A 26,774-nucleotide genomic window follows, 5' to 3' on the forward strand; every position below is an offset into this window, starting at 1 on the left:
TTAGAGGCCCAGAAAGGCCTTTTGGACGGCATCGCTTTTCAGAAGTTCTTCTCCCGGGCCTTCCAGGATCGTTCGACCCGTTTGCAGGATATAGCCGTGATCACAAATTTCCAGGGCCTCGCGCACATTTTGTTCCACCAGTAGGATGGTCATGCCCTGACTTTTTAGTTGATCGATGACCCGAAAGACTTCATCCACCAGGATGGGGGCCAAGCCCAGGGAGGGTTCATCCAGGAGCAATAGCTTGGGATCGGACATGAGACCCCGGCCGATGGCTAGCATCTGTTGTTCTCCCCCGGAAAGGGTGGCTGCGGCCTGAAGGCGTCTCTCTCCCAAGCGGGGGAAAAGGGTATAGACCCGACTTAAAAGCTCATCGATGCGCACCTTGTCCTTGAGGACATAGGCTCCCAGAAAAAGATTTTCCTCCACCGAAAGGGGCCGGAATAATTTTCGATCCTCCGGTATGCAGACGATGCCTTTGCGGACGATTTCAGCGGTCTTTAACCCTATCAGGCCGATCCCGTTAAACGTCATCTGACCTTGGGTCGGACGCAGAACCCCCATGACGGCCTTGAAAAGGGTGGTCTTCCCGGCCCCGTTCCCGCCGACCACAGAGACCAGCTCCCCCTGATCCACGCGGAGGGAGATGTCCTGGATGACCGGGAGCCCGGTGTAACGGACTTCGATGCGCTTTATGTCCAACATGCCCAAGTTATGCCTTATCCTTTTCCTGCCGATGTTTTAAAAAACTCTCTCCCAGATAGGCCCTGATCACTTCCTCATCCTGGATTACCTTCCGGGGTTCACCTTCTGCGATCTTTTTACCGCTTTCCAAGACCACCACTTTTTTGCTTAAGCGCATCACCAGTTCCATGACGTGCTCGGTCAAAAGGAGGGTGATCTTCATTTCCTGATTAATTCGTAAAAGAAGGGCGATCAGCTCCTCGATCTCCGAAGGGTTCAGACCGGCGGCCACCTCATCCAAAAGGATCATTTTCGGCCCTGTGGCCAAGGCCGTGGCCAGGGTGACCCTTTTTTGGGCGGCCACCGGGATTTCGGTCATCCGGTTTTTCTCCTGAGCCCTCAGGCCCATAAAGTCCATCACTTCATGGGACCGCTCCTGGGCCTTTTTTCTGGAAGGGGTTTTTAAAAAAGCCCCGATCATGATATTTTCCAGGACATTGAGGTCACCGGAAGCGGCATAGACCTGAAAGGTCCGGGCCAAACCCATTCGGGAGATCTCAAAATCTTTCAGGAAGGTGATGTCCCGGCCATGGAAAAAAACCCGTCCGGAGGTTACCGGGTAATACCCGGCGATACAGTTAAAAAGGGTGGTCTTACCGGCCCCATTGGGACCGATGAGTCCCACAATTTCCCCTTCTTCCACATCGAAAGAGATTTGCTGGTTGGCCACCAGCCCCCCAAAATATTTGGAAACTTCCTGGACCTTGAGGAGGCTCATGGGTATTTTCTCCTCTTAAGCCGGACCTTTTCCACGATCCCCCAGATTCCCCGGGGCTCAAAGGCGGCCACGGCCATGATGATGGCGCTGTAAATGATCAGGTCTATCCCGACCAGGCCGGCCGAGGCCCCCAACCATTCTTTGAGATAGCTCTTCAAAGGGATAAGGATGGCCGCACCGATGATCGGGCCCCAGAGGGAACCGGCCCCGCCGAGCATGGCCATTAAGGCGATCAAAACCGAGATGTCCAAACTCATGGTATCTTCCGGTTCGATGTTTTTGATGTAACAGGCATGAAAAGAGCCGACCGCGCTGACAAAGGCCGTGGCCACGGCATAGGTCTTGATTTTGGCCCAGTGGACGTCGATGCCCAAGGAGCGGGCCACTTCTTCATTGTCTTTGATGGAGCGGAGCTGGAACCCCAGCCTGGACTTGCGAAACCAGTTCATATAAAAAAGGCCGATAAAAAAGAACCCCAGGATCAGGTAATAGTAATAGACGTCCTCCTTGAAGATGAGACGGAAAAAATCGGGTGGTGCATATTTGATGGGCGATATTTCCAGGCCCCGGGCGGCCCCGACAAAATTCCAGACCTCAAAAATATCCTTGAGCACCAGGGAAGTGGCGATGGTGGCGATGGCAAAATAATGCCCCTTTAGACGGAACAGCGGGTAGCCGAGGATAAAGGACCAGCCCACGGCCAGGGCCATACCCAGCGGCATGGAAAACCAAAAGGGGATATCCCAGCGGATCAAAAGCACGGCCGTGGTATAGGCCCCGATGCCGACGTACTGGGCCTTGCCCAGATCGACCTGACCCCCATAGCCGCCGATGGTGTTCCAGCCCATGCCGTAGACACTGAACATCAAAAACTGGATCAGGGTGGCCAGGGCAAAATTGGAGTGGGAAAACAGAGGGAAGCTGATCAGGAAAAGGCCTACCAGAGCGGCTATGGTCCGATCAAACCGGGTGAAATCCGAAAAATCCAGGGCGTTTTTTATTGCTTCCATCCGAACAGACCTCGGGGCCGCAAGACCATGATTAGGAAGTAGACCAAATAAACCAGGGTATATTTAAAAGAGGTCATGGGGACCTGCTCCATCCACTTAATATGAAACGTATAGGTAAAAAAATCCCAGATCCCCGGGAATTCGGTAATGATGCCCACCACCAGACCGGCCAAAAAGGCCCCGGGAACGCTCCCGAAGCCCCCTAATGCCACGATGGTAAAGGCGATCATGGTAAATAAAAGGCCCGCAAAGGGATTGACCGACCAGAAGTTGACCAGCAAGGCCCCGGCGATGGTGGCCGTGGCTCCGCCCAAACCCCAGGCCAGGGCATTCATCCTTTCGGTCCGGATGCCCATATAGCGGGCCCCTTCGGCGTTCAAGGCCGTAGCCGTCAGGGCCCTGCCTATTTTGGAGCGGTTCATGAGCAGCCAGATGGCTAAAAAGGCGGCTACGGATAAAAAAGCCGCAGCCAACTTGGTGGCCGGAAGGACCACGCCCATGCCGATTTCAAAACTCTTGCCCACCAGGATCCCTTTATTGACGGCCCGGTCTTCGGAGCCCATGAGCAGCAAGGCCAGGTTTCTCAAAAAAAGCATGAGCCCGAAGGTGCCCAGGAGCTGAGCCACCATGGGCCCCCGCAACAGATATTTGGCCAGGCCGTAATAACAGAGGAGCCCTAAAAGAAAGCCGAACAAAGCGGCGGCCGGGATGCTGAATAAAGGGTCCAGACCCGTGACCTGGGCAATCAATAGACCGGCATACATGCCGATCATCAGATATTCGCCGTGGGCGAAATTGACCATATCCATCACACCGAAGATAATGGTCAGTCCCAAGGCCACGATGGCTAATACCATCCCCAATAACAAACCGGATACGATGGCGCTCAGTAAGATTTCCATTAACCGTGTTCTCTTAAGAAAAGGCCCAAGGCGCAGGGTTCAAGGTTCAAGGAAAACCGAGGGCCGGGGCGGGTTTAAAACCCACCCCTACAAAGGTTGAGGACTATTCATAGGTTTTCGAACCGAACTCCGAACTCTTAACTCCGAACTTTCTATCGGGTTAAAAACCCTTAAAAGGAAAAATCAGGTTCGCGCTGGCCACGTCAAAAGGATAGGCGATTTCCAGGGTGATATTTCCATCCTTGTCTTTCTGATACTGGCCGATCATACCGGACCCCAAGGCATTCTGACCCAGATCCGGCCCACTGGTATTGAATTTGATCCCGGCCCAGGGGACAATGAGTTGATTGCCGGGGATATGGATCGTGTTGGCCCCCTTCTGAATATCGGCCGGTTTGGTCGATCCGGCCTTTTCCAGAACCTCCACCCAGGTCTGAACACCGGTAAAGGCCCTGGCCGAGGCCCCGCTTAAATCATGGCCGGTTTTTTTCTTATAAAATTCATTAACCTGTCCGGCCACCTTTTTGACCGTGGCCACTTTGGGTAAAAAAACCGTCCGGGTCAGGACCCCGACAATGTCATCGCCAAGGGTGTTTTTGAATTCCGGAGCCTCAAATCCGGCATCCTGTCCCCAAACGATCTTGGGTTGAGCCTTTTGGGCCTTGAGGGTCTTCATCATTAAGATGGCGTCCGAGGCATAAGAGGCAAAGAGCATGGCGTCGGGTTTAACGGCCTTCAGCGAGCCCACTTCACTGGAAAGATCCACGGATTTGCCGGCATAGAGTATGGACTTTTTAACGGTAAAGCCGTATTCTTTGGAAAAAGTTTCGATCAATTTAGAAACACTTGACCCCCACTCGGTTTTTTCACAAGCCGAGGCCAAATTGGCGATCTCCGCCTTGGGAACGGCCTTTACTCCCTTGGCTTTGCCTTCGGTCAGGCCTTTTAAAAATTCGAAGAGGTCTTTGGTAAAGGTCACATCATGGGGGGTGGTCCGCCAGAACCATTTGAACCCCCGATCGGTCAAATCCGGGGAGGTGGAGGAATCGTTGATCATGGGGGTACCGTATTGTTCACAGACGGCGCTGACCGTTTTGGTTACAGCACTGTGATAGCAACCCATGATACCCACGACCTTATCATCCAAAATCAACTTCTTGGCCAAGTCGGCCCCCAAGGTCGGGTTGCCTTCATGATCTTTGAAGATCAATTCGATCTTGGCCCCATCCAGTCTTTTGATTCCTGAATTTTTGGCCATGGTCATGGCCATGTTGGGATAAACATTATTGGCTATTTCTTGGGCCAGCTCGGCCCCGGCCCGGAGCTCCCGCCCTTCGGCTGCGGCCCCGCCGGTCAGGGGATAGATAACCCCTATCTTGACCGTATTGGCGGCCAAGGCCGTTCCCATTCCCATAACCAAAGCAACTAAGACCAACATCCCCGAAATTCCCCATTGCTTTTTCATAAGTTCCTCCTCGTCTTTTTGGGTTTAGTACACTATTCAATGAATATTCTTGCCCTGCTTCACTCCCTTGTTTCTGATGAGTTTATTTTTCTGTTTTTTTTAACACTATTTTGGGGATTCTTCTATTAAATAAAATCAAACAGATCCCTGTCGGGAATGATGACATCCGCCGGTGTGTCGCCGCCTCTGGCCTCCGGGCCGTAGGATTGGGATTGGACCGTGTTCAAGCCCTTATGGAGCACTAAGTGGGGGGCTTTTCTATGCAAAAAATATCTTGTAAATATTATTATGTCAATAAAATAAATATATTAAAAAAATATTTTGTAAATATTTTTATTAATTTATTATTTGACATTGGAAATGGGTGGCGATACACTTGACCAAACTAATAATTTGTTATATAAAAACAACTTGTTATTAAATGAATACCCTTCAAGAGGCAACTTTCTATGGCTAAAATTGAAAAAGCGCCCAAGATTCCCATGGGCATTCAAGCCTACCATCTTATTCATAAGAAAATCATTACTCTCGATCTGGAGCCGGGGCAGCATCTGGACGAGAAACAATTGGTCCACCAATTAGGGATCGGACGCACCCCTATCCGGGAGGCCTTACTGCGGTTAGCTTCAGAGTTTTTAGTCGAGACCCAGCCGAGCAAAGGGTTTATTGTCAGGCCCTTAACGGTTCAGAACGTCAAAGCCATGTTTGAGGCTATGCATATCATGGAGATGGGAGTAGTTTCTTTAGCCATACGTCAAGATCCATCCAAGTATCTGCCCATGATGGAAGAATCTCAGAAGCGTTTTGAGAAAGCTATTGAGACTAACGACGTCCTGGAGATGGTCTTGTCCAACCATAGTTTTCACATGCACTTCGCGCAATGCTCGGCCAATGAATACCTGATTCGGGCTTTAAAAGATGTCCGTAACGAGGTCAACCGATTGTCCTATCTCTCGTTCGGCAGCAGAATGGATATTACAGATGATATCCGTCAGCACTACAAATCCGTCGATCAGGATCATTTGCAAATGATGGATTGTTTGATAAAAAAGGACCAGGATTTGTTGCAAAAGACCGTTGAGGAACATAACAAAGCCTTCCAGCGGCGCGTCATTTTTTACCTGACCAGTTCGAAACTCTGAGTGAGCCGGATCAGGCCTGAACCCCTAGGAAGTCAAAGAGTTTCATCCCCTATCCAAATCCCCTATCCAAAATAATCAACGAAAAAATTGAGTCTTCCGAAGAGAATTTTAATTCAAACAAGTGGAAGTCCTTCCCTGCCGTTTTTGATAACAGCCGAGGGATTGAAAATCCCTAGACATTGCCATACAAAACAAATACATTCGCCCAATTTAGAGGAGAATAGCCGATGGCCCAAAATGAAGCCCCAGAAGATGAAATGCAGAACTTATTGGAAGTCAAGGATGAGATTTTGGAAGTCTTGAACCAGCTTCGAGAGACTTCCGAGCGGCTGCAAAAGGGTTTAGAAGTCCCTTATGATAAGGTCAATTCCCTGTTAGCCCGGGGGGAAGCCCTGGCCCAAAAAATTGGTTCCCTGCCGGGAATGGGGCAGGCCGGAGAGGACTTTTCAGTCCATATCAACAAAATAGGCCAGGCCATAAAAGACCTTCAGAACTTTGATGCCTTAAAAAAAGAAAATCTCATTACAGGCGTTAAATTTTAATTTTGTTTCCATAAATTTTTTGGGTTGCATTTATTGAAAAGATATGATACCTAATCAAGGTAAGTGTGGTCATCCCCTTATAAATCAGAGTAGCGCATGGGCAGCCGAGTACTCTAAGGCCGCGTACACCAGTATAGAAAAGAAAGGGTGGGGAATGAGTGGAATTGATTGGTTGAAGGTATGTTGGCTGTTTATAATATGTCTGATTGCTGTTCCTTCAAATTCGTATGCGTTGGCGCCTCCCAACCCCACAGCTTTCAAATCCCCTCCCGTTCCTGAATTAATACCCACACCAACAGCCAAAAATCCCAACCTTTCATCGTCACCTTCAGAAACTTTTGAATTGATCCCTCCGGTCCTGGTGGATGAAGAGGCTCTTGATGTTGTGGCCAATGATCTTCCTCCAATCATCAAACCTTCTCATGAAGAAATCAAAGAAAAGGTTATTTTAGAATTAAAAGAACTCGAAAAGGGAAGAGAACCCAAAATAAAGGCCTCTTTCGATTTTCCTATTGTGATTAATGACCAGGTGGAATACTTTATCGACTATTTCCAGACCAGACTCCGTAACCGTTTTTCCCTTTGGATGGCCCGGTCCAGCCGTTATATACCGATGATGAAAAAGATTTTAAACGAACACGCCTTGCCGGAGGATTTAGTCTATCTGGCCATGATCGAAAGCGGCTTCAGCACCAAGGCCTATTCCAGGGCCCATGCCGTAGGGCCTTGGCAATTCATCCGGGAGACCGGAGAGCGATACGGCCTTCGAGTCAATTCCTGGGTGGATGAACGGAAAGACCCCATTAAATCCACTAGGGCAGCAGCCAAGCATCTGTCCGATCTTTTTAATCGCTTTGGTTCCTGGTATCTGGCGGCCGCCGGCTATAATGCCGGTGAAGGAAAGATTTCCAGGGCCCTGGCCCTTTATAACGCCCAGAATTTCTGGGAAATCACGGCCGACCATTGTCATTATATAAAAGAAGAAACCAAACAATATGTTCCCAAGATGATTGCGGCCGCCCTGATTGCCAAAGAACCCGAAAAGTACGGATTTGATAATATTCCCTACTTCCCGCCTCTTTCCTTTGAAGAAGCCACCGTTCCGGGAAATGTGGAATTAAAAGATGTCGCCACCGCCTGCGGGGTGGACCTGGAGACCATTGTCGATTTGAACCCGGAATTAAAGCGATGGATTACGCCACCGGGAGTTTCCAGCTATGCCCTTCGTATTCCCAATGGAACCAAAGAAAAACTCCTGGAAAATTATGCCCAGTTAGTAAAACCAAAACCGGTGGTTACCTATGCTGAACACCGGGTCAGGAAAGGGGAGCGCCTGGCTTCCATTGCCAGGAGATACGGGGTCAAAGCCAGCCTGATCGCCCGGGTTAACCGGATTAAGGGCAAAGGCCAGCTTAATGCCGGCCTGGTGTTATTAATTCCCCAAAAAGGGGGGTCTTCCGGATCTGCACCTGATGTTGATTTAATCGACCGTGAAAACCAGTTCGATAAAACCGCATCCCTTCGGGCATCCCGAACCTCCAGGGGGAAAAAGGTTTCTTTCGTTGCCCATAATGAAAATGAAAAAGAGGACCAGATTCGTCGCATCCAATACAAGGTTAAAAAGGGAGATTCCCTTTCTTCTATTGCCGAAAAATTTGATGTTAAGATTGCTATGATTAAAAAATGGAATCCTAAAGGAGGCAAAAAAGTCCAGGCAGGAAGCACCTTGACCTTGTTTGTTCCCAAGGGTAATTCCGATCGAGAAGGAAAGAAAGAAAACGGGAAACCCGGCAAGTTAAATCAGAAAAAATTCAAAGCCGAAGGGAAGAGTGGCATTAAACTTGTGACTTATACGGTTAAAAAAGGAGACAACCTGTCGGAAATCGCCGAAAAATTTAATACGACCCCTGATCAAATCCGGGCCTGGAACAGGCTTTCCTCGAAAGGTCTGATTAAACCCGGAGATAAACTGAGTCTCAAATCCCTTAAACTCCCGGCCGAAAATATTTAATCCCCCTTCCCAAGCCCCTTTCATTCTTTCATTCTAAATCCCCAGGCCTTTGCCTGGGGGGGAACGAATCAGGAAAATATATTAAAAAAGGGCTATAGACCAGGAGCTGTAGGTTAAACGATTTCAAGTTTTTCTTCGCCCATAGCCCATAGCCTATTGCCCATAGCCCTTTTGAGGTATTCTCCACTTGAAACTTGCATCTTGCATCCTGAAATTTAACAGGACGAAATCCCGAACAGCCTGATTGACCTCTTTGTGTTTTTCCAACATCACCAGGTGTCCTGCTCCGGGAATCAGGATGAGCCGGGAGGAAGCTATCTTTTTTTGAAGAAAGTGAGAAGAGGCCGGTGGAGTCATGACATCTTGATCTCCGACCAGGATCAGCGTTGGGATTTTGATAGTTGAGACTTCTTCCTGTCGATCGAAATGATCACAGGCCTGAAAATCTCCCTGAATAACGGGGATCGGGGTTTGCTCCATTAACTGGATGGATTGCCTGATAAGCTGGGGGGGAGTCCCCTGGGCAAAGCTCCCTTGAATGATCTTGGCCAGGGTTTCGTCCGGCTGTTTCTTTAATCCGGATACTATCTTGGGAGAAACTCCCAAAGTGGCCCCGGTGGCAATCAAAATCAAACCTTGGATTTTCTCCTGAAATCGCAGGCCAATCTCCAGAGCGATAGCCCCGCCCATAGAATGACCGCCGAGGAAAAAGGTGTCGAAGAAAGGCCCCGTCAGGGTTTCGTGAACCCATTGGGCGTAAGAGGAAATGGAGGTCCTCCCCGGACCCGTAGTATTTCCATGACCGGGGAGTTCCAGGGTCAGTATGTTTAAAAAACGATCCAAGCCCCTCAGTTGCGGCAGAAAAGACTGGGAACTTCCGCCGGCCCCGTGAATCAGGACCAGGGTGGGTCTCTTAGGGAGCAAGCCGGAGTCGCCTGTCCGGAAACCTACATCAGCCGGCAGACCGTAACGTTGCATGGTATGGAAATTTTGAGGAAGTTTTTTCAGACAGGATTTACAGGATGGACCGGATAACTTGTTGACCTTAAATCCTGTTTGTCCTGTCTGAAAAAAAGTTTGTCTTTTTACATGATCTTTTTAAATTCTTCTTCGAGAACCGGAACCACCTCAAAAAGATCGCCGACGATCCCATAATCGGCCTTCTGGAAAATCGGGGCGTCCGCGTCTTTGTTGACGGCCACGATAACCTTGGATGATCCCATACCGGCCAGATGCTGAATCGCCCCAGAAATACCGCAGGCGATATAAAGATTGGGATTGACGACCTTGCCCGTTTGTCCCACTTGATCGGTGTGGGGACGCCAGCCGGCATCTACGGCTGAACGGGAGGCGCCGACACTGGCCCCGATGATCGCAGCCAGTTTTTCCAGAATGATGAAGTTCTCGGAACCCTTCATGCCGCGGCCGCCGGAAACGATACAAGTGGCCTCGGTAAGATCTACTTTGCCGCTTTGATCGGCAAGCTCTTCCACCAGGGTGGTCCGCAGATCTTCCGGCTTAAGAGAGACCGGAACCGGAACAGTCTCAGCGGTGCGGTTGGTATCGGGCTCAAGAATGGCAAAGACATTCGGGCGGGCTGTTACCATCTGGGGCCTGGCGGTCTCACAAACCACCTCGGCATAGATTTTACCGGCGTACATGGGCCGTTTGGCGACCAATAATCCGTCTTCCAAACGGAGGCCGACGCAGTCCATGGCCAAACCGGTTGAAAGTCTGGCCGCTAACTTGGCCGCCAACTCCTTGCCTTGTTGACTGGCCCCCCCTAAAACGATATCCGGTTCGTTGGCCTTGATGAGTTCGGCCAGGACCGCCGTATAGGCTTCCGGGGTATAGGCCGCCAGTTCAGGGGCATCGGCAATATAAATAGTCTCCGCTCCATAGGCGGCTAATTTTTTGGCTTCCTCGCCGATTTGATGGCCTATAACGATTGCCGCCAGGGGCTGTCCCGATTGATCGGCCAAACGCCTTCCTTCACTAACCAATTCAAACGATATCTTGCGCAGGGTTCCCCCTCTTTGTTCCGCAATAATCCATATTCCTTTTGCCATAACCTCTTCTCCTTCACTAAATAATTTTGGCTTCTTCTCGTAATAACTTGACCAGTAACAATCCTTTCTCTTGAATCGTTTCTCCTTCGACGATTTTACCGGGTTGGCGTTCGGGAGGCGGGGTTAAGGATCTGATCTTTAACTTGGAGCCCGCTTCCCCGACCTGGTCCGGAGAAAGGCCTAAGTCACCGAGCTTCTTGGCCGTCAGGGGTTTTTTCTTGGCCTTCATGATCCCTGGCAAAGAAGCATAACGAGGTTCGTTCAAGCCTTTTTGGGTAGTAATAAGAGCCGGCAAGGAGGTTTCAAGGACCCAGGTGGCCCCTTCCACCGGACGATGAACCTTAACTTTGGTCTTGTCCTCTGAAATTTCCACCTTGGTAATAACCGACAATAAAGGGATCTGTAACTGTTCCGACAAGGCGGCGCCCACTTGGGCATTGTCGTCATCCACAGCGCGCTGGCCGCAGAAAATAAGATCAAAGGGCACTCCCTTTACCGCCGCGGCCAGGACCCGGGCCATGGCCAGGGCATCCCCTCCATCGGCTGCCGGATCATCGACGTGAATAGCCTCATCGGCCCCCATGGCCAGGGCCGTACGCAAGGATTCTACGACCCGTTGAGGCCCGACGCCGATCACAGTCACCTTACCCCCTGTTTTTTCCTTAATACGCAGGGCTTCTTCCACTCCAAATTCATCATAAGGGTTCATCACCCATTTAATGTCAGCGGTTTGAATCCCTTTTCCCCCGGAATCGATTTTAATTTGCGTTTCGGTATCCGGAACTTGTTTGATACAGGTTAATATATTCACCTTTTCCTCCTTTTCCGCCCATCCCCGTTCGATCGGAAGGGCCGGTATTTTTTTGATTGTACAATAATCAGGCCGTTAATCCTTTTAAGAAAAAGTCACTGATCTGTTTGGCCGCCGTGGGGATCGAATATTTTTTTTGAGGCGCCAGGACCCAAAGTCTGGACAATTCATCCAGAGCGCCAAAAAAGGCCCGTTTGGCGATCCCGGGATTAATGTCCTGGCGGAAGACTTTTTGGGATTGTCCTTCAATAATGATCTCCGAAATTAAATCCAAATATTGGGCGAATTTGCGATTGTCATATTCTTTCATAAATTTACTGCTTTGCCGGGTCTCCACCTGAATAACCTCAGCTAACGCTCTATCCTTTTTAACCATTCCCATATGGATCCTGGCAAATTTTTCAATTTTTTTCCGGGGATCCGTTTCCTTGGCGATCTGAGAGCGCATTTCATCGATAATCCTGGTCATGGCCTCTTCAAAAAGGCTGATCAAGATATCATCTTTATTGTGAAAATAGAGATAAATGGTCCCGTCCGCCACATTGGCGGTTTCGGCAATCTCGGAAACTTTGGATTGATAGAAGCCTTTCCGGGCAAATACACTGACGGCTGCTCGTAATATTTTTTCTCGTTTATTGAGATCGCGCATAGGACTTCTGTGAATGATGTCTCATTCACTATATAACCAAGGTATTTTGGAGTGTCAAGTTTTTATTTTTGATGTGATAGCAAAGAGATGAATTAAGGTTGACAAAAGATGCGTTGTCTATCAATATCAGCACCAGGGATTAAAAATCCGGTTCGATGGATCTCCGTTAATTAAATCTCTTGACAGGATAACCAGGTAATAATATAGCTATTTAAAAGTCATTATCCCTTGGAGGTCTTCGAAAACCAGACAGAAGGGAGGGGGGGAAGAACTTCATAACAACAGGAAACGGAAAGCATTTCTTAACAAACTTAAATGAAGCCTTTAATCTTTTTTGAGGAGAAAGGGGAGAAACGTTATGAAAAAATTATATTGGATCTTTCTGGGTGCCATCCTGTTAACCTTTAGCCTGGCCGGCCTCCTGATGGCGGCTGAACCCATCAAAATCGGATTCATTGCCTCCATCACCGGTCCAGCCTCCTTCCTCGGTGAACCGGAAAAAAACACTGCCCTGTTGATTCAGGATTGGATCAATAAAGAAGGGGGAATCAAAGGGACTCCGGTGGAAATTATCATCGAAGATTCCAAAAGCGAAGAGAGCCAGGCGGTTCTGGCGACTAAAAAGCTGATCGAAAGGGAAAAAGTGGTCGCAGTGGTCGGATCTTCCACCACCGGCGAATCCATGGCCATGGCCCCCATTTGCGAAAAGGCTCAGATCCCGATGATTTCCATGGCTGCAGCTTTGCAAATCGTCACACCGGCCGATGAATATAAGCGGATCGTTGAAAGCCCCAAGGCGGCTTTTGAGGTTCCCAAAACCCAACGTCCCTGGATTTTTAAGACGCCTCAAACCGACACCCAGGCCGTCGAAGCGATTTACAATTACCTGAAGAAAAAAGGGATCAGTAAAGTCGGGATCATCAGTGTCAGTGCAGCCTTTGGTGATTCAGGACGGAAGGAACTTAAACGGTTGGCTCCCAAATTCGGTATTACCCTTACCGCCGATGAAGTCTACGGACCTAAGGATTCAGACATGACTGCCCAGTTGACGCGGGTTAAAGCCAGCGGGGCCCAGGGGGTCATCAACTGGTCTGTCGGCCCGGTCCAGGTGGTGGTGACCAAAAACTGGAAGGCCCTGGCCATGGGGATTCCCTTGTATCAAAGCCATGGTTTTGGGAGCAAGAAAAATATCGAATTGGCCGGCGGTGCGGCCGAAGGGGTCATCTCTCCTTTGGGGCGACTGGTGGTCTGGGATAAACTGCCCAAAAATCATCCGCAATATACGGTTCTTTCCAAGTATGCCCAGGAATTTGAAAAAAAGTATAAGGCCGAGGTTTCCACCTTCGGAGGCCATGGTTATGATGCCTTAATGATGCTGATTGAAACGATTAAAAATGTGGGGACCGATAAAACCAAGATCCGGGATTATATTGAAAACCATATTAAAAAGTGGCCTGGGACCGGCGGGGTCTTTAACATGTCTCCTACGGACCATACCGGGTTGGATCATACCGCTTTTGAAATGATTCAAGTGGTCAAAGGCGATTGGGAATTTGCCAAATAAGTGAATAAGCATAGGGTTCGGAGTTCGGAGTTGGGAGTTTGTAGACGGACTATACTATAAACCTTATACTCCGAACTCTAAACTCCGAACTTGCCCCCCTTTTGTTAATTGTTTCAGAGTGAAGGCGCAAAATGGACCTCCAGAGTCAGATTATTCAATATTTAGTGACTGGATTGACCGTTGGCAGCATCTATGCCATGGTCGGGTTGGGGTTTACCATCATCTATAACGCCACCGGCATCATCAATCTGGCCCAGGGAGAATTTGTCATGTTCGGGGGTCTGGTTATGGTTTTTTTGACCGTTACCCTGAAGATTCCCATGTTTTTTTCCTTTCTCATCACTCTGGTCCTGATTACCCTGGTGGGGGTTTTTTATGAGCGGTTTTTTATCAACCCTTTGAAAAATGCCCCGTTAATGACCCTGCTGATTATCACCGTGGCCGTGTCGATTTTTTTCCGGGGAATTGCCATGTTTATCTGGGGGAAAGACCCTTACAGCCTTCCCCCCTTTTCTTCCGGTCAGCCCCTGATTGTGGCCGGCGCAGCTATTTTGCCTCAGATCTTCTGGGTCCTGGGCCTTTCATTGCTGGCCGTTATTGGGATGAATCTTTTTTTTAATCGAACCATTACCGGCAAGGCCATGAGTGCCTGCTCAGGAAATCGTCTGGCTGCCAGTTTAGTAGGGATCAATGTCTCCAAGATGGTCCTGCTTTCTTTTGCCCTGAGCGCTACTTTGGGAGCGGTAGCCGGAGCCAGCATCACCCCCATTGCCCTCATGGAATACGATCGGGGGCCTCTTCTGGCCCTAAAAGGGTTTTGCGCGGCCGTGCTGGGCGGTCTGGGTATGGGAACAGGGGCTGTAGTTGCCGGGTTTATCATCGGGGTGATAGAATCCTTTTCGGCGGGGTTTATCTCATCCGGTTTCAAGGATGCCATTGCCTTAATTATCCTGATCCTGGTCCTCTTTATCAAACCCAGTGGCATATTCGGCAGTGCGGAAGTCGGGAAGATTAAAAAAATTTAGGGGCTGGCACAGGGATGGGCAAACAAAACTACCTTAAACTCCTCGGACTCACCTTTCTGGTTATCCTGATCCCTTTATTTATCAGAGGGGATTATTACCTGAGTGTTCTGGTTTTTATGGGTATCAATAGTTTGGTGGTTATGGGTCTTAGCCTCCTGATGGGCTATGCCGGCCAGATATCCTTAGGGCATGCCGCTTTTTATGGTATCGGAGCCTACTGCACCGGGGTTCTGGCAGCCAAATACGGATTATCCATCTACCTGGCCTTCTTGTCAGGGATCTTTCTTTCGATTGTAGTGGCCATTATCATCGGCATACCGGCCCTGCGGTTGAAGGGCCATTATCTGGCCGTGGCCACCTTAGGGATAGGAGAAATTGTCTTTATATTTTTTAATGAACTGATGGAATTGACCGGAGGGCCATCAGGGCTTTCCAATATTCCAGGGGTCCACATCGGTGGTTTTCAATTCAACTCCAGTTTCCGCTTCTATTATCTGGTCTGGGGGATTGTCCTTTTAGCCCTGTGGTTCTCTCTTAACCTGCTCCATTCCCGAGTGGGGCGGGCCCTGCGTTCCATGCATGGTAGTGAAGTTGCGGCCAATGCCATGGGGGTCAACCTTTCTCTGTATAAAATCCAGGTTTTTGTTCTGAGTGCTATTTATGCCTCCATCGCCGGCAGCCTCTATGCCCATTTTGTTAATTTTATCGCACCTAATAATTTCGGGCTCATGACTTCCATCCTGTTCCTTATGATGGGGGTTATCGGGGGCATCCAAAATATCTGGGGTTCTATCCTGGGAGCGGCCCTCTTAACCTTTTTGCCGGAATATCTCAGGGTCTTCGAACAATACGACATCCTGGTCTATGGGGCCATTCTTCTGGCCATCTTGTTATTCATGCCGGAAGGGTTCTTGGAAGGCACTCCTGTTTTAATCCGAAAACTGTTCAGGCGGGGGAAAAACTGATCTTGGCAGAACCTCTTTTACGGATTGAAGGCTTAAAAAAGGCCTTTGGTGGCTTGATGGCCATTGTCGATTTGTCTTTTGAGGTCCGTCCCGGGCAGATCAAATCGATCATCGGTCCCAATGGGGCCGGGAAAACCACCCTTTTCAACCTGATTACCGGAGTGTATCCGGTCTCCGAAGGGCGCATCTTTTTCCAGGGCGGAGATATTACCGGCCAGAAGCCCTATCTGATTGCCGGGTTGGGGATCTCCCGGACGTTTCAGACCGTTGAACTGTTTGGAAACATGACCGTTCTGGAAAATATCATGGTGGGTTGTCACTGTCGGTTTAACAGCGGCTTGCTGGCTTCCGGCCTTCGTCTACCCCGCATGAAAAAGCAGGAGACCGAGATCCTTCAAAATTCCCTCAACTTATTGGAGATGGCCGGGCTTTCTGCCAAAGCCCACCTCCCCTCGACCAGCCTTCCCTTAGGGGAACAAAAAACCCTGGAAGTCCTTCGCGCCCTGGCCACCGAACCGACCCTGATCCTGCTGGATGAACCGGCTGCCGGACTCAATGAATCGGAAACCCAGAGGATGTCGGAACTGATTTATGCTATCCGGGACAGCGGGAAAACTATTCTGCTGGTTGAACATGATATGAGTCTGGTGATGAAGGTTTCCGACGAAATCGTGGCGATTAATTACGGCCAGAAGATTGCCGAAGGACCGCCGGAATTTATTCAGAACGATTCCAAAGTGATTGAGGCTTACTTGGGCGGAGAGATGGAATATGCTTGATCTGAAGGGGGTTAATGCGTTCTATGGAACGATTCAAGCCTTAAAAAACGTCTCCATCAAAGTGGGGGACGGAGATATTGTTACCATCATCGGAGCCAATGGGGCCGGGAAAACCACATTACTGAAAGCCATATCGGGGGTGATTCAAAACAGGAGCGGAACGATACGCTATCAGGATATTAATATCATCCACCATTCCCCGGTAAAAATTGTTGCCCTGGGGATTTCCCAGGTCCCGGAAGGCCGTCAGTTGTTTGCCCACTTGACCGTATTGGACAATTTGCATCTGGGGGCCTATCTGTATCATAATCGGAAATTCAAGAACGAGATCGAAGAAAAACTGGATTGGGTGTTTAATTTATTCCCCGTTCTGAAGAAGCGGGCCAAGCAATTGGCTGGAACCATGAGCGGAGGGGAACAACAGATGGTGGCTATTGCCCGGGCCTTGATGTCCCGTCCAAAACTCCTCCTTCTGGATGAACCCTCCATGGGCCTGGCCCCTCTGGTGGTACACGAAATTTTTAAAGTCATCCGGCGACTGAATGAGCAAGGAACGACTATCCTGCTGGTGGAGCAAAATGCCCGGGCTGCTTTACAGATCGCCGGATACGGTTATGTCCTGGAAACCGGCACCGTAGCCCTGGAAGGCCCGGCCCAGGAACTTCTGGCTGATGAAAAAGTCCGTCATGCGTATCTGGGGAAATAGACTCCCCTGAGAAACATCACGGTGTAAGCCCTCATGCCCGCACGAACACCACGAAACATGAAAATGCGAATATCGAATATCGAATATCGAATCATGAATATCGAAGGAGAGTTTCCTTTTAATTCCGAAATCCGAAATCTAAAATCCGAAATCGGAATATATTTTCGTACTAAGCCCCCATGCCTGTTTTGTAGGCCACGAACAATGAAAATGGGTTTCGCCGAACGCCGAACGCTTAACGCCGAACGTTTTTTTCGTACTAACTCCCATGAATCAAACCGTAGACCATAAAATTGGAGCCGTATTAATTGCCGGGGCCGGTATATCCGGCATGCAATCGGCCCTGGATCTGGCCAATGCGGGCTTTAAGGTCTATCTGGTAGAGAAGAACATCAGCATTGGCGGGGTTATGGCCCAGTTGGACAAGACCTTTCCGACCAACGACTGTTCCACTTGTATGATTTCCCCTAAATTGATCGAAGTAGCCGGTAACCCCAATATCGAAATTATAACCCGGACCCGGATAAAAGGGATCGAGGGAGAACCGGGGAATTTTACCGTTGCTTTATATCGGGAACCCCGATTGATCAAGGAAGAGGCCTGCACCGGATGCGGAGAATGTATTAAGGCCTGTCCCGTCGAAGTCCCGGCCGATTTTAATCTTGGGCTCAACCGCCGGAAGGCCATTTACCGACATTTTCCACAAGCCGTACCTTCGGCCTTTGCCATCGACCGGCGGGGTACCTCTCCCTGCAAGGCCGCCTGCCCGGCTCACATCAGCGTCCAGGGCTATGTGGCCCTGATTGCCCAGGGAAAGTTTGCCGAAGCCCTGAATCTCATTCGGCAGGAAAACCCCCTGCCTTTTGTCTGCGGTTATGTTTGTACCCATCCCTGCGAAGAAGCCTGTTTGCGACAAGAGGTGGATGCCTCGGTAGCCATCCGGGACCTCAAGCGCTTTGTGGCCGATTATGAGAGAAATCAAGAACCGGTAAGGCTTCCCCTGGTGGAAGGGAAAAAGCCCCGGAAGATAGCCGTTGTTGGCTCCGGGCCGGCCGGGCTGACCTGCGCCTATTATCTAACTTTACAGGGATATTCCGTAGAGGTTTTTGAGGCCTTGCCCGTGGCCGGGGGCATGTTGACCGTCGGGATTCCCACCTACCGCTTGCCCAAAGAGGTGGTGGCAAGGGAAATTAAGGCCATTGAAGGCCTGGGGGTCCGAATTCATTTGAATGCACCAATTGGGCCTGATCATACTCTGGCAGATCTCAAAGAGAAGGGATTTGAGGCCGTTTTTATCGGTGTCGGGGCCCATCAAGGGATTCGTTTAGGGCTTGAAGGGGAAGACCTGGAAGGTGTGGTGGCCGGAGTGGATTTCCTCAGGCGGACAGCCCTGGGTCAACAGAAATCGTTGGGGAAAAAGATAGCCGTCATAGGCGGCGGCAATGTGGCCATCGATTCCGTACGGACCGCCCTGAGGATGGGGGCCGAAGAGGCCATGGTCCTTTACCGGCGGACCCGGGAGGAAATGCCGGCCTACGAAGAAGAAATTGAAGAGGCCCTTGAGGAAGGGGTGTCCATCCATTACCTGACCGCCCCGATGAAATTTATTGGAGATGAAGGGGGCAAGCTTAAAGCCATTGAATGTCTTAAAATGGAGTTGGGTGATCCGGATGCCTCGGGCCGACGGAGACCGGTACCCATCGAAGGTTCCCTTTTTACGATTCCCGTAGACGGGGTGATTACGGCCGTCAGCCAACAACCAGAGATGGAAAAGCTGAAGCTTCCAGCAGGCGTTAAGGTTTCTCCCTTTGGGACCCTGGAGGTCGATCCGGTTACCTTTCAGACCGACCTTCCCTGGGTTTTTGCCGGTGGAGATGCGGTTTCCGGGCCAAAGACGGTTATCGAGGCCATAGCCGCAGGCAAGGAAGCGGCTCTTTCCATTGATCGTTTTTTACAAGGGAAGGATCTGGCCGCGGACCGGGAGAAAATTTTCGAACCGGCCCGGCCGGATATTCAGGGTATAGCCAAATCCCCTCGTTGTAAACCCCGGCGAACCGATCCCAACAGACGCCGGACCCGATTTGAAGAAGTGGTCCAGGTCATGACCGAAGAGGAAGCCCGGACGGAAGCGGCCCGCTGTCTGGCCTGCGGAATCTGTTCCGAGTGCTATCAATGCCTCGAGGCCTGCAAGCCCGGGGCTATCGATCATGCCATGAAAGGAGAGGATATTTCTCTTCAGGTGGGGGCGGTTATTTTATCTCCCGGGTTTGAAATCTTTGATGCCCGTCTTAAAGGAGAATACGGTTACGGCCGATATCCCAATGTCTTGACCAGTTTGGAATTCGAACGCCTCCTTTCGGCCTCCGGTCCCTTTATGGGTCATATCCAGCGGCCTTCAGACGCTCAGGAACCCCGGAGGGTGGCCTGGATCCAGTGTGTCGGCTCCAGGGATGCCTCCATCAACCAGGATTACTGTTCCTATGTCTGCTGTATGGTTGCTACCAAGCAGGCCGTTATTGCCAAAGAACATTTGCCTTCTCTGGAACCGACGATTTTTTTTATCGACCTGAGGGCCCAAGGCAAAGGCTTTGACCGTTATTATGAACGGGCCAGGCATGAGCATGGGGTCCGCTATGTGCGCAGTATGATTTCCCGGGTGGTGGAGCATCCCAAGACCCACGATTTAATCATCTCCTATATTGATGAGAACAATGCTTTCCAGAATGAGGAATTCGACCTGGTAATCCTTTCGGTAGGCCTCAAGCCCCATTCCGAATCCCGGCAGCTCGCCCGGATATTAGATATCCGGACCGATCGCTTTGGTTTCAGCCAGGCGCCGCCTTTTAATGCGCTGGGAACTTCTCAACCGGGAATTTTTGCCAGCGGTGTCTTTCAAAACCCCAAGGATATTCCGGAGACGGTAACCCAGGCCAGCGGTGCAGCCGGGGAAGCGGCCGCCTTGCTCTCGGGGGCCCGGGGCACGAAGATCAGGGAATTGGTCTTTCCGGAAGAACGGACGGTGGCCGGGGAAGAACCGAAGATCGGGGTGCTGATCTGCCATTGCGGCATCAATATCGCCGGGGTGGTGGATGTGGATCAGGTGACGGAATATGCCAAAACCCTGCCCCAGGTTGTTTATGCCGATCACTTCCTTTTTACCTGTTCGACGGACAGCCAGGAACGGATGCAGCAAATCATAAAAGAACAGGGCTTGAACCGGGTTATCGTGGCCTCCTGTTCCCCCCGGACCCACGAAGGTTTATTTCAAGATACGCTGCGCAAGGCCGGACTGAATAAATACCTCTTTGAGATGGCCAATATCCGTGACCAATGCTCCTGGGTCCATCAGAGCGAACCGGGGCTGGCCACGGAAAAGGCCAAGGATCTGGTGCGCATGGCCGTGGCCCGGGCCGGGCGTTTGGAATCCCTTTATGACCGTCCGCTCGATGTAATCCAAAAGGGCCTGGTCCTAGGCGGGGGTGTGGCCGGGATGACGGCGGCCCTCAACCTGGCCGAACAGGGATTCGAGACCTGCCTGATCGAACAATCCGATCGGTTGGGTGGCCAGGCTTTGAGACTGCATCAGACCCTGGAAGAAAGGGGTGTGCAGGATTATGTGGGCCGGTTGATTAAACAGGTAACCGAACATGCCGGGATTCAGGTCTATACCGAAAGCCAGGTCCTGGACATGAAAGGGTCTATCGGCCAATTTACGAGTACTATTGCAAAAAACGGGGAAAAGGTCTCGATTGACCACGGCGTGGCTATTGTGGCAACCGGGGCCTCGGAGTATCTGCCGAAAGAGTATCTGTTTGGGAAGCATCCCGGTGTGGTCACCCAACTGGAATTCCAGGACTGGCTTTTTCAGCAACCGGAAAAAATCCAGGGGGCTAAGCAGGTCGTCATGATCCAATGTGTGGGTTCCCGGGAAGAAGAGCATCCCTACTGCAGTCGGGTTTGTTGTTCCACGGCGGTGGCCAATGCCTTAAGGATCAAGGAAATCAGCCCGAAAACCGAGGTTATTATCCTGTACCGGGATATGCGGACGTACGGCCGGAAAGAGCTCTATTATAAACAGGCCAGGGAGGCCGGCGTCCGGTTTATCCGCTTTGATTTTGAAGTCAAACCCGAAGTCGTGGAAGAAGGAGGCGGCTTGAAGGTCACGGTTATGGACCAAAGCCTTAAAGCCTACCTCATCCTTAGGCCGGATTATCTGGCCCTTTCAGCGGCCATACGCCCGGCCCCGGAAATTAAAAATCTGGCCACAACGCTGAAACTCCCGCTGGATGCCGATGGTTTTTTCCTGGAGGCTCATATTAAACTGAGACCCTTGGACTTTGCCAATGCCGGGATGTTTCTCTGCGGTCTGGGGCACGGCCCTAAATCCCTGGAAGAAAGCATTGTCCAGGCTAAAGGGGCCGCAGCCCGGTCAGCCACGATCCTGGGCCAGAAACAGATTCAGGTCGGCGGTAAGACGGCTGTGGTGGATGAAGAGTTATGCATCGCTTGTCTGACCTGTGTCCGGGTGTGTCCTTTTGGGGTTCCCATGATCAATGAACGCCATTTTGCTGAAATGAACCCGGCCGCCTGCCAGGGATGCGGGAACTGCGCCACGGCCTGTCCCCAGGGGGCCATTCAGGTAGGCCATTCCAAGGACGAACAGTTTATAGCTTTATTGGAGGCGTGTTGAAAGAAAGGTGTAAGGTACAAGGTATAAGGTGTAAGGTAAAACCGTTCGGCGAACATTAAATGTTCAGTGTGCGTCAATCAACCCATTTAAACCTGACATCTTGAACCTGGGCTAACTATTGGGGGAAGGTGTAAGACACACGGTTGGTTTTACCTTGAACCTTGAACCATGTACCTTGCACCGTTAATTTATTATGTTTGAATCATTCGAACCTAAAATCATTGCCATGGTCTGTACCTATTGTACCTATACGGCGGCTGATATGGCCGGGTCCATGAGATTGCAATATCCCTGGAATGTGCGGATTGTCAAATATCTTTGTACCGGCAAGATCGATATTCAGCACATCTTGAAAGTCTTTGAAAAAGGGGCTGATGCCATCCTGGTCGGCGGCTGAGAAATCGGCGACTGCCATTTCCTGGAAGGAAATCTAAGAGCCAAAGAACGAGTGGAATATGCTAAAGAACTGTTGAAAGAAATCGGTCTGGAACCCGGGCGACTCGAGATGTTCCACATCGGGGCCTCCGATGCTCCGGCCTGGGCCAAAGCCGTGACGGAGATGACCAACAGGGCCAGGGATCTGGGGGCGAACCCACTTAAAAGATATTAGACAGGATTAACAGGATCCTATTAGATAATATTTTTCATAGGTAAAGGATTTTGAATGATCATTGCCAGTCGTAAACCTTTTGAAGAAATCAAAAAGAGTTTAACGCCTTATCAAAATATTCTGGTTGTGGGTTGCGGGACCTGTGTGGCCGTTTGTCTGGCCGGGGGGAAAAAAGAGGTCGGTCTCTTAGCCAGCCAGCTCAAGATGAGTTTTGGAATAGACCAGAAAAAGGTGCATATAACGGAAGAAACCCTGGAACGTCAATGTGATCGGGAATTCCTGGAGATGATTCGGGACAAAGTCAAAGACACCGATTGTCTACTTTCTTTGGCCTGCGGTGCCGGAGTCCAGTTTTTGGCCGAAACCTACTCTGAAAAGGCGGTTTTCCCAGGGGTAAATACAACCTTTATCGGCGTGGCCGAGGCGGCAGGATTATGGACCGAGCGCTGTCGGGCCTGCGGTGACTGCCTGCTGGCCGTGACCGGCGGGATCTGTCCCCGAACCACCTGCACCAAGGGGCTTAATAACGGTCCCTGCGGAGGCATGATCGAGGGAAAATGTGAAGTGGACCCTGAGCGGTCATGTGCCTGGGTTTCCATCTATGATCGGCTGGCCAGGGAAGGACGGCTCACCCAGATCGAATCCATGCGCCCTCCCGCTGACTTTCGCCGCCGGACCAAACCCGGAAAGGTCCATCATCCGGCTTATCTGAGGAGGTATCATGCCGGGTCCAAATAAGTTTGCCGAAGGATTACGATCCGGGACTTTTATGGTGACCTGCGAGTTGGATCCGCCGAAGGGAACCGATCCAACAAAAGCAAAAAAGATAATGGATCTCCTTAAAGACAAGGTACAGGCCGTAGTGGTTTCCGATAATCCGCAGGCCCGAATGCACATGGCCCCCATCGGATTTTGCCGTTATCTCCTGGATCAGGGCATCGAACCGGTCATGACCATCACCTGCCGGGACCGTAATCGCCTGGCCTTGCAATCCGATCTTTTGGCGGCCGTGGGGCTCGGCATTCAAAATATATTAGCCGTAACCGGTGATTATATCACCTGGGGCGACCACCCGGAAACCAAACCGGTTTATGATCTGGATTCCGTTCAGTTGATCCGGGCCATTTCCCTGCTGAATGAAAATAAGAACCTTTCCGGGAATGGGGTTGAAGGGCCATCCCCTTCATTCACCATCGGCGCCGCGGTGACGCTGGCCGGCAACCCGATCCTGCCTCAGGTTTTGAAGTTTAGGAAAAAGGTGCAGGCCGGGGCCCATTTTTTTATGAGTCATCCGATTTTTGATCTGGCCGGTGTAGAGGAATTCTTTAAAGAGAAGAGACCTGACCGGAAAACCCCTTTACTGGCCTCGGTTTGTTTGTTAAATGAGACCCGGATGCGGGAATATGCCCCCGGCAAATACCCCGGTCTATATATTCCCGAGACTGTTATGAAAAAATTTCGGACCTTAAGTTCGGGAGAATTTCAGGCCGGGATGATGTCCCACACGGTCAGGCTGATTGAAGAGATAAAAAAAGACGGCCGCTTCCAGGGGGTCCATTTGATGCTTAACGGCGATGAAGAGCGGATTGTGGAGCTCATTTAAGTTCGGAGTTTTGAGTTCGGAGTTCGGAGTGAGGACTTTGAAATGCAGAAGGAAATAATTACAAGGTGAATCCCACTAATTCCAAAGTACTCATCCTCGGCGGCGGCATTGCCGGCCTAACGGCTGCCCTGGCCCTTGGCCGTTTGAATATACCAGTGGAACTGATCGAAAAATCAGAGGCCCTGGGAGGAATGGCCCGGAATTTTTGTTGTAAGGCCACAGAAGCCTGCCAGCAATGCGGTGCCTGTCTTATAAATGATGCCCTGGCGGCCTTGACTAAAGAACCCTTTATTGAGATTCATTTGCAAACCGAGTTAACCGCATTAAAGATGGAAGCCAAGGAATTTCTCTATACTTATAGCCGCCCTGGGGGGGGCGGCGAGGGAAGGGCCCAGGCCCTTCTCCTGGCAACCGGTTTTACCCCCTTCAGGGCTGAAGACAAACCCCAGTATCGGTATAAAACCTTGCCCAATGTCCTGACCGGGTTAGATCTGGAAAGACAACTTAAAGACACCGGGAACATCGTCAGACCATCCGATCGGACCATCCCCCAGTCCATAGCCTTTATTCAATGTGTCGGCAGCAGAGACCTTCATTCAGGACATCCCTATTGTTCTCAGGTTTGCTGCGGTTATGCCCTGCGCCTGGCCAACCTGATCAAGCATAAGAATCCGGAGATGGCCGTCACTGTTTTTTATATGGACATCCAGACCTTCGGCCAGAATTTCCCCCTCTTTATGGAACAAAGCCGAAAGCAAATAACTTTTGTCCGTTCCATTCCCGGCGAAATACAAAAGGGGGAGAACGATCAGGCCGTCTTAACCTTCCAGAAGGAGACCGGGGCCGGCAGTCAAAAACAAGCCTTTGATCTGGCCGTGCTCTCCATCGGCATCAGACCCGGGCCGGACCATTTGTTTTTAGCGCAACGATTGGGAATTTCACTAACGCCCGATGGTTTCCTGAGTAAAGACGAAGGGTCTTCCTTCCGGCCGGAAGGGATTTTTTTTGCCGGCACTGTTCAAGGGCCTAAAGGCATCGAGCGAAGCATTTCCCAGGCCTATCAGGCCGCCGAAGAAGTGGCCGATTATTTGAAAACGAGGTCGAACCAGTGATTCCCCTGGAAGAATTTAAAAAGATTCCCAGGGTGCTCATCCTGGGGAAGGGACTGACGGCCCAGGAAACGGCCGCACAACTGATTTCCTTAGGCTATGAGGTACTGTCGGTCGATCCCGATGACCAAAGGCCATTGCTGCGGATCGAAGGTTTTGCCGGGGACTTCCAGGTGCAATTTAAATCCGGACAAAAGCAATGGACTGAGGCTGTAGGCGCCATTGTTTTTGCTCCTGAGTTGGTTGCTGAACCCAAACCAGATGTCTATTCCTTGACCGCTTCCGATCAAATCATAGGTATTGATGGCCTGGTTGAACTTCTTTCCCCCTCACCTTCACCCCATGGAATGGAAGAATTGGTTCCAGCGGGCCAGTCTCCTTCGGCCTATCCGGCCTTCAGTTCTTCTTCTTATATTGCCTTCCTGGTTGGGTTACAGGACGAAGGAAACGTGGCCGAAATGGCCAGGATCTTTTGGCTGGCCTTAAAGATTCGAAAGGAATATCAATCACAAGTTTATATCTTTTGCCGTCATATCAAGGTGGCCGAAGAGGGGATGGAGAGGCTCTACCAGACTTGCCGGGACGAAGGGGTGATTTTTTTCAAGTTTGATGGGGCAGGGCCGGAAATGGTCAGGATTGGAGAATCGATCGGCTTGGAATTTGAAGATGCCGTGTTAGGACAGCCTTTTGAATTAAAGCCCGATCTTCTGGTTATTGAACCCCTCCAGGTGCTGCCCCGGGAAATCCGGGAATTGGCTGTTTCCGCTCAAATCGGGATGGATGGAATGGGTTTCCTTCAGCCGGCCAATGTTCACCTGCTGCCCCAGGCCTCAAAGCGGGAGGGGATATTTATCGCCGGTCCGGGAAAAGGCCCCATGGTCCCTCAAGCCTGTTTGGAAGAAGCCCGGGCCGCGGCGTTGTCGATCCATCATTTTTTTGAAGGCCGGATTTCAGACCAGATGGACCGGGAGGTTACGGTTGATAAGGGGCTTTGCACCATCTGTCTAACCTGTCTCCGCTACTGTCCCCATCAGGCCATAGGCTTTACCCACCGGGTTTTTATCCACCCTCTGGCCTGCCGGCGTTGCGGCATCTGTGCCAGTGAATGCCCCATGGATGCTATACAAATCGCCGGTTTTTCCGATCAGGAGGTGGAGCTGAAATTAGCGGCCCTCCAGGAAAGATGGGAGCAAATGGAAACCGGTCTGGTCAGGATGGTTATTTTCGGTTGTCAGCGGTCGGCCGGGAGGGCCTGGGAGGAAGCTCAAAGCTCAAAGCTCAAAGTTCAAAGCGACAACGAAGAGGTGCAAGGTACAAGGTATAAGATACAAGGTGAAATCGAATTTATTGCACTGCCCTGTGCCGGAAAGCTGGACCCCGATTATATACTGAAAGCCTTGAGTATGGGGGCCGATGGGGTGCTGGTTCTGGCCTGTCCGGAAGAAAATTGTAAATCCTTACACGGGAATACTTACGCCCGGGAGCGTATCCAGGAGGCCCGGCATTATGTGGAAGAGGCGGGCCTCAATCCGGAAAAGATCCGTTTTAACAATTTATCGAGCAACATGGTTTGGTATTTAAAGGAAATTATCGGGGAATTTATGGATGAACTAAGCGAATCCAAAATTCCGCAATCCGCAATCCGCAATCCGAAATAGAA

General features: G+C 50.6%; 24 protein-coding genes. 14 read left to right on the top strand and 10 right to left on the bottom strand.

Going from position 1 to position 26,774, the window contains the following annotated elements; translation table 11 throughout:
• The 6 genes from HY879_03775 to HY879_03800 all read right to left on the bottom strand — a co-directional run bounded on the left by HY879_03775 (window position 1) and on the right by HY879_03800 (window position 5,105).
• Window positions 1–705, bottom strand: a complete 705-nt coding sequence (locus HY879_03775; protein MBI5602451.1) for an ABC transporter ATP-binding protein — start codon at window positions 703–705, stop codon at window positions 1–3.
• Between the two features lie 7 nt (window positions 706–712).
• Entirely contained in the window at window positions 713–1,462 is a 750-nt protein-coding gene (locus HY879_03780) for an ABC transporter ATP-binding protein (GenBank protein ID MBI5602452.1), read from the bottom strand.
• Window positions 1,459–2,472 carry a branched-chain amino acid ABC transporter permease gene (locus tag HY879_03785; protein MBI5602453.1) on the bottom strand — a complete coding sequence of 338 codons (1,014 nt, stop codon included), beginning with the start codon at window positions 2,470–2,472 and terminating at the stop codon, window positions 1,459–1,461. Before HY879_03785 ends, HY879_03780 begins: the two co-directional genes overlap by 4 nt.
• Window positions 2,460–3,374 (bottom strand): branched-chain amino acid ABC transporter permease, encoded by a 915-nt coding sequence (locus HY879_03790; protein ID MBI5602454.1) that lies wholly within the window; start codon window positions 3,372–3,374, stop codon window positions 2,460–2,462. Before HY879_03790 ends, HY879_03785 begins: the two co-directional genes overlap by 13 nt.
• 160 nt (window positions 3,375–3,534) lie before the next feature.
• Window positions 3,535–4,839: an ABC transporter substrate-binding protein gene (locus HY879_03795; protein ID MBI5602455.1), complete on the bottom strand. Its 1,305-nt coding sequence runs from the start codon at window positions 4,837–4,839 to the stop codon at window positions 3,535–3,537.
• Between the two features lie 125 nt (window positions 4,840–4,964).
• Window positions 4,965–5,105, bottom strand: coding sequence for a hypothetical protein (locus tag HY879_03800; GenBank protein MBI5602456.1), 141 nt, complete (start codon window positions 5,103–5,105; stop codon window positions 4,965–4,967).
• A gap of 183 nt (window positions 5,106–5,288) precedes the next feature.
• Here HY879_03800 and HY879_03805 point away from each other — a divergent pair, with 183 nt between their 5' ends.
• The 3 genes from HY879_03805 (at window position 5,289) to HY879_03815 (ending at window position 8,534) form a co-directional block, all read left to right on the top strand.
• Window positions 5,289–5,981, top strand: coding sequence for a GntR family transcriptional regulator (locus HY879_03805; GenBank protein ID MBI5602457.1), 693 nt, complete (start codon window positions 5,289–5,291; stop codon window positions 5,979–5,981).
• A gap of 227 nt (window positions 5,982–6,208) precedes the next feature.
• A complete protein-coding gene (locus HY879_03810; protein ID MBI5602458.1) occupies window positions 6,209–6,523 on the top strand; it encodes a hypothetical protein in 315 nt (104 codons plus the stop codon).
• A 343-nt stretch (window positions 6,524–6,866) separates the two neighbouring features.
• Entirely contained in the window at window positions 6,867–8,534 is a 1,668-nt protein-coding gene (locus tag HY879_03815) for a LysM peptidoglycan-binding domain-containing protein (protein ID MBI5602459.1), read from the top strand.
• A 153-nt stretch (window positions 8,535–8,687) separates the two neighbouring features.
• On the opposite strand, the gene HY879_03820 is transcribed toward HY879_03815, so the two are convergent.
• From HY879_03820 to HY879_03835, 4 genes are all read right to left on the bottom strand, one after another.
• Window positions 8,688–9,458, bottom strand: a complete 771-nt coding sequence (locus tag HY879_03820; protein ID MBI5602460.1) for an alpha/beta hydrolase — start codon at window positions 9,456–9,458, stop codon at window positions 8,688–8,690.
• Window positions 9,459–9,619: 161 nt separating this feature from the next.
• Window positions 9,620–10,603 (bottom strand): electron transfer flavoprotein subunit alpha/FixB family protein, encoded by a 984-nt coding sequence (locus HY879_03825; protein ID MBI5602461.1) that lies wholly within the window; start codon window positions 10,601–10,603, stop codon window positions 9,620–9,622.
• Between the two features lie 16 nt (window positions 10,604–10,619).
• Complete coding sequence (locus HY879_03830) at window positions 10,620–11,414, bottom strand: electron transfer flavoprotein subunit beta/FixA family protein (GenBank protein MBI5602462.1); 795 nt, start codon at window positions 11,412–11,414, stop codon at window positions 10,620–10,622.
• Window positions 11,415–11,481: 67 nt separating this feature from the next.
• The gene (locus HY879_03835; GenBank protein ID MBI5602463.1) at window positions 11,482–12,063 is read right to left on the bottom strand and encodes a TetR/AcrR family transcriptional regulator; all 582 of its coding nucleotides are present in this window, start codon (window positions 12,061–12,063) and stop codon (window positions 11,482–11,484) included.
• Between the two features lie 358 nt (window positions 12,064–12,421).
• Between HY879_03835 and HY879_03840 the strand changes: the two genes are divergently transcribed.
• From HY879_03840 to HY879_03890, 11 genes are all read left to right on the top strand, one after another.
• A complete protein-coding gene (locus HY879_03840; GenBank protein MBI5602464.1) occupies window positions 12,422–13,627 on the top strand; it encodes an ABC transporter substrate-binding protein in 1,206 nt (401 codons plus the stop codon).
• A gap of 131 nt (window positions 13,628–13,758) precedes the next feature.
• Entirely contained in the window at window positions 13,759–14,652 is an 894-nt protein-coding gene (locus tag HY879_03845) for a branched-chain amino acid ABC transporter permease (protein ID MBI5602465.1), read from the top strand.
• Between the two features lie 14 nt (window positions 14,653–14,666).
• Entirely contained in the window at window positions 14,667–15,617 is a 951-nt protein-coding gene (locus HY879_03850; protein ID MBI5602466.1) for a branched-chain amino acid ABC transporter permease, read from the top strand.
• A 56-nt stretch (window positions 15,618–15,673) separates the two neighbouring features.
• Entirely contained in the window at window positions 15,674–16,396 is a 723-nt protein-coding gene (locus HY879_03855; protein ID MBI5602467.1) for an ABC transporter ATP-binding protein, read from the top strand.
• Window positions 16,389–17,102 (top strand): ABC transporter ATP-binding protein, encoded by a 714-nt coding sequence (locus HY879_03860; protein MBI5602468.1) that lies wholly within the window; start codon window positions 16,389–16,391, stop codon window positions 17,100–17,102. Before HY879_03855 ends, HY879_03860 begins: the two co-directional genes overlap by 8 nt.
• A 268-nt stretch (window positions 17,103–17,370) precedes the next feature.
• The gene (locus HY879_03865) at window positions 17,371–21,792 is read left to right on the top strand and encodes an FAD-dependent oxidoreductase (GenBank protein MBI5602469.1); all 4,422 of its coding nucleotides are present in this window, start codon (window positions 17,371–17,373) and stop codon (window positions 21,790–21,792) included.
• Window positions 21,793–21,985: 193 nt separating this feature from the next.
• Window positions 21,986–22,402, top strand: a complete 417-nt coding sequence (locus HY879_03870; protein ID MBI5602470.1) for a hydrogenase iron-sulfur subunit — start codon at window positions 21,986–21,988, stop codon at window positions 22,400–22,402.
• A 54-nt stretch (window positions 22,403–22,456) separates the two neighbouring features.
• Window positions 22,457–23,140, top strand: coding sequence for a methylenetetrahydrofolate reductase C-terminal domain-containing protein (locus HY879_03875; protein MBI5602471.1), 684 nt, complete (start codon window positions 22,457–22,459; stop codon window positions 23,138–23,140).
• The gene (locus tag HY879_03880) at window positions 23,124–24,005 is read left to right on the top strand and encodes a methylenetetrahydrofolate reductase (GenBank protein ID MBI5602472.1); all 882 of its coding nucleotides are present in this window, start codon (window positions 23,124–23,126) and stop codon (window positions 24,003–24,005) included. The genes HY879_03875 and HY879_03880 overlap by 17 nt, the downstream gene beginning before the upstream one ends.
• A gap of 65 nt (window positions 24,006–24,070) precedes the next feature.
• The gene (locus HY879_03885; GenBank protein MBI5602473.1) at window positions 24,071–25,117 is read left to right on the top strand and encodes a CoB--CoM heterodisulfide reductase iron-sulfur subunit A family protein; all 1,047 of its coding nucleotides are present in this window, start codon (window positions 24,071–24,073) and stop codon (window positions 25,115–25,117) included.
• Window positions 25,114–26,772 carry a hydrogenase iron-sulfur subunit gene (locus HY879_03890; protein MBI5602474.1) on the top strand — a complete coding sequence of 553 codons (1,659 nt, stop codon included), beginning with the start codon at window positions 25,114–25,116 and terminating at the stop codon, window positions 26,770–26,772. The genes HY879_03885 and HY879_03890 overlap by 4 nt, the downstream gene beginning before the upstream one ends.
• Window positions 26,773–26,774: the final 2 nt, after the last annotated feature.

Source organism: Deltaproteobacteria bacterium, from assembly GCA_016219225.1.
Taxonomy (GTDB): Bacteria; Desulfobacterota; RBG-13-43-22; order RBG-13-43-22; family RBG-13-43-22; genus RBG-13-43-22.

What these genes read in the sequence shown, in the direction of transcription:
- HY879_03850 (MBI5602466.1), top strand. Translation starts at nt 14,667, where the DNA reads ATGGGCAAACAAAACTACCTTAAACTCCTCGGACTCACCTTTCTGGTT.
- HY879_03860 (MBI5602468.1), top strand. Translation starts at nt 16,389, where the DNA reads ATGCTTGATCTGAAGGGGGTTAATGCGTTCTATGGAACGATTCAAGCC.
- HY879_03785 (MBI5602453.1), bottom strand. Translation starts at nt 2,472, where the DNA reads ATGGAAGCAATAAAAAACGCCCTGGATTTTTCGGATTTCACCCGGTTT.
- HY879_03845 (MBI5602465.1), top strand. Translation starts at nt 13,759, where the DNA reads ATGGACCTCCAGAGTCAGATTATTCAATATTTAGTGACTGGATTGACC.
- HY879_03880 (MBI5602472.1), top strand. Translation starts at nt 23,124, where the DNA reads ATGCCGGGTCCAAATAAGTTTGCCGAAGGATTACGATCCGGGACTTTT.
- HY879_03790 (MBI5602454.1), bottom strand. Translation starts at nt 3,374, where the DNA reads ATGGAAATCTTACTGAGCGCCATCGTATCCGGTTTGTTATTGGGGATG.
- HY879_03775 (MBI5602451.1), bottom strand. Translation starts at nt 705, where the DNA reads ATGTTGGACATAAAGCGCATCGAAGTCCGTTACACCGGGCTCCCGGTC.
- HY879_03875 (MBI5602471.1), top strand. Translation starts at nt 22,457, where the DNA reads ATGATCATTGCCAGTCGTAAACCTTTTGAAGAAATCAAAAAGAGTTTA.
- HY879_03835 (MBI5602463.1), bottom strand. Translation starts at nt 12,063, where the DNA reads ATGCGCGATCTCAATAAACGAGAAAAAATATTACGAGCAGCCGTCAGT.
- HY879_03780 (MBI5602452.1), bottom strand. Translation starts at nt 1,462, where the DNA reads ATGAGCCTCCTCAAGGTCCAGGAAGTTTCCAAATATTTTGGGGGGCTG.
- HY879_03805 (MBI5602457.1), top strand. Translation starts at nt 5,289, where the DNA reads ATGGCTAAAATTGAAAAAGCGCCCAAGATTCCCATGGGCATTCAAGCC.
- HY879_03810 (MBI5602458.1), top strand. Translation starts at nt 6,209, where the DNA reads ATGGCCCAAAATGAAGCCCCAGAAGATGAAATGCAGAACTTATTGGAA.
- HY879_03840 (MBI5602464.1), top strand. Translation starts at nt 12,422, where the DNA reads ATGAAAAAATTATATTGGATCTTTCTGGGTGCCATCCTGTTAACCTTT.
- HY879_03855 (MBI5602467.1), top strand. Translation starts at nt 15,674, where the DNA reads ATGGCCATTGTCGATTTGTCTTTTGAGGTCCGTCCCGGGCAGATCAAA.
- HY879_03825 (MBI5602461.1), bottom strand. Translation starts at nt 10,603, where the DNA reads ATGGCAAAAGGAATATGGATTATTGCGGAACAAAGAGGGGGAACCCTG.
- HY879_03795 (MBI5602455.1), bottom strand. Translation starts at nt 4,839, where the DNA reads ATGAAAAAGCAATGGGGAATTTCGGGGATGTTGGTCTTAGTTGCTTTG.
- HY879_03865 (MBI5602469.1), top strand. Translation starts at nt 17,371, where the DNA reads ATGAATCAAACCGTAGACCATAAAATTGGAGCCGTATTAATTGCCGGG.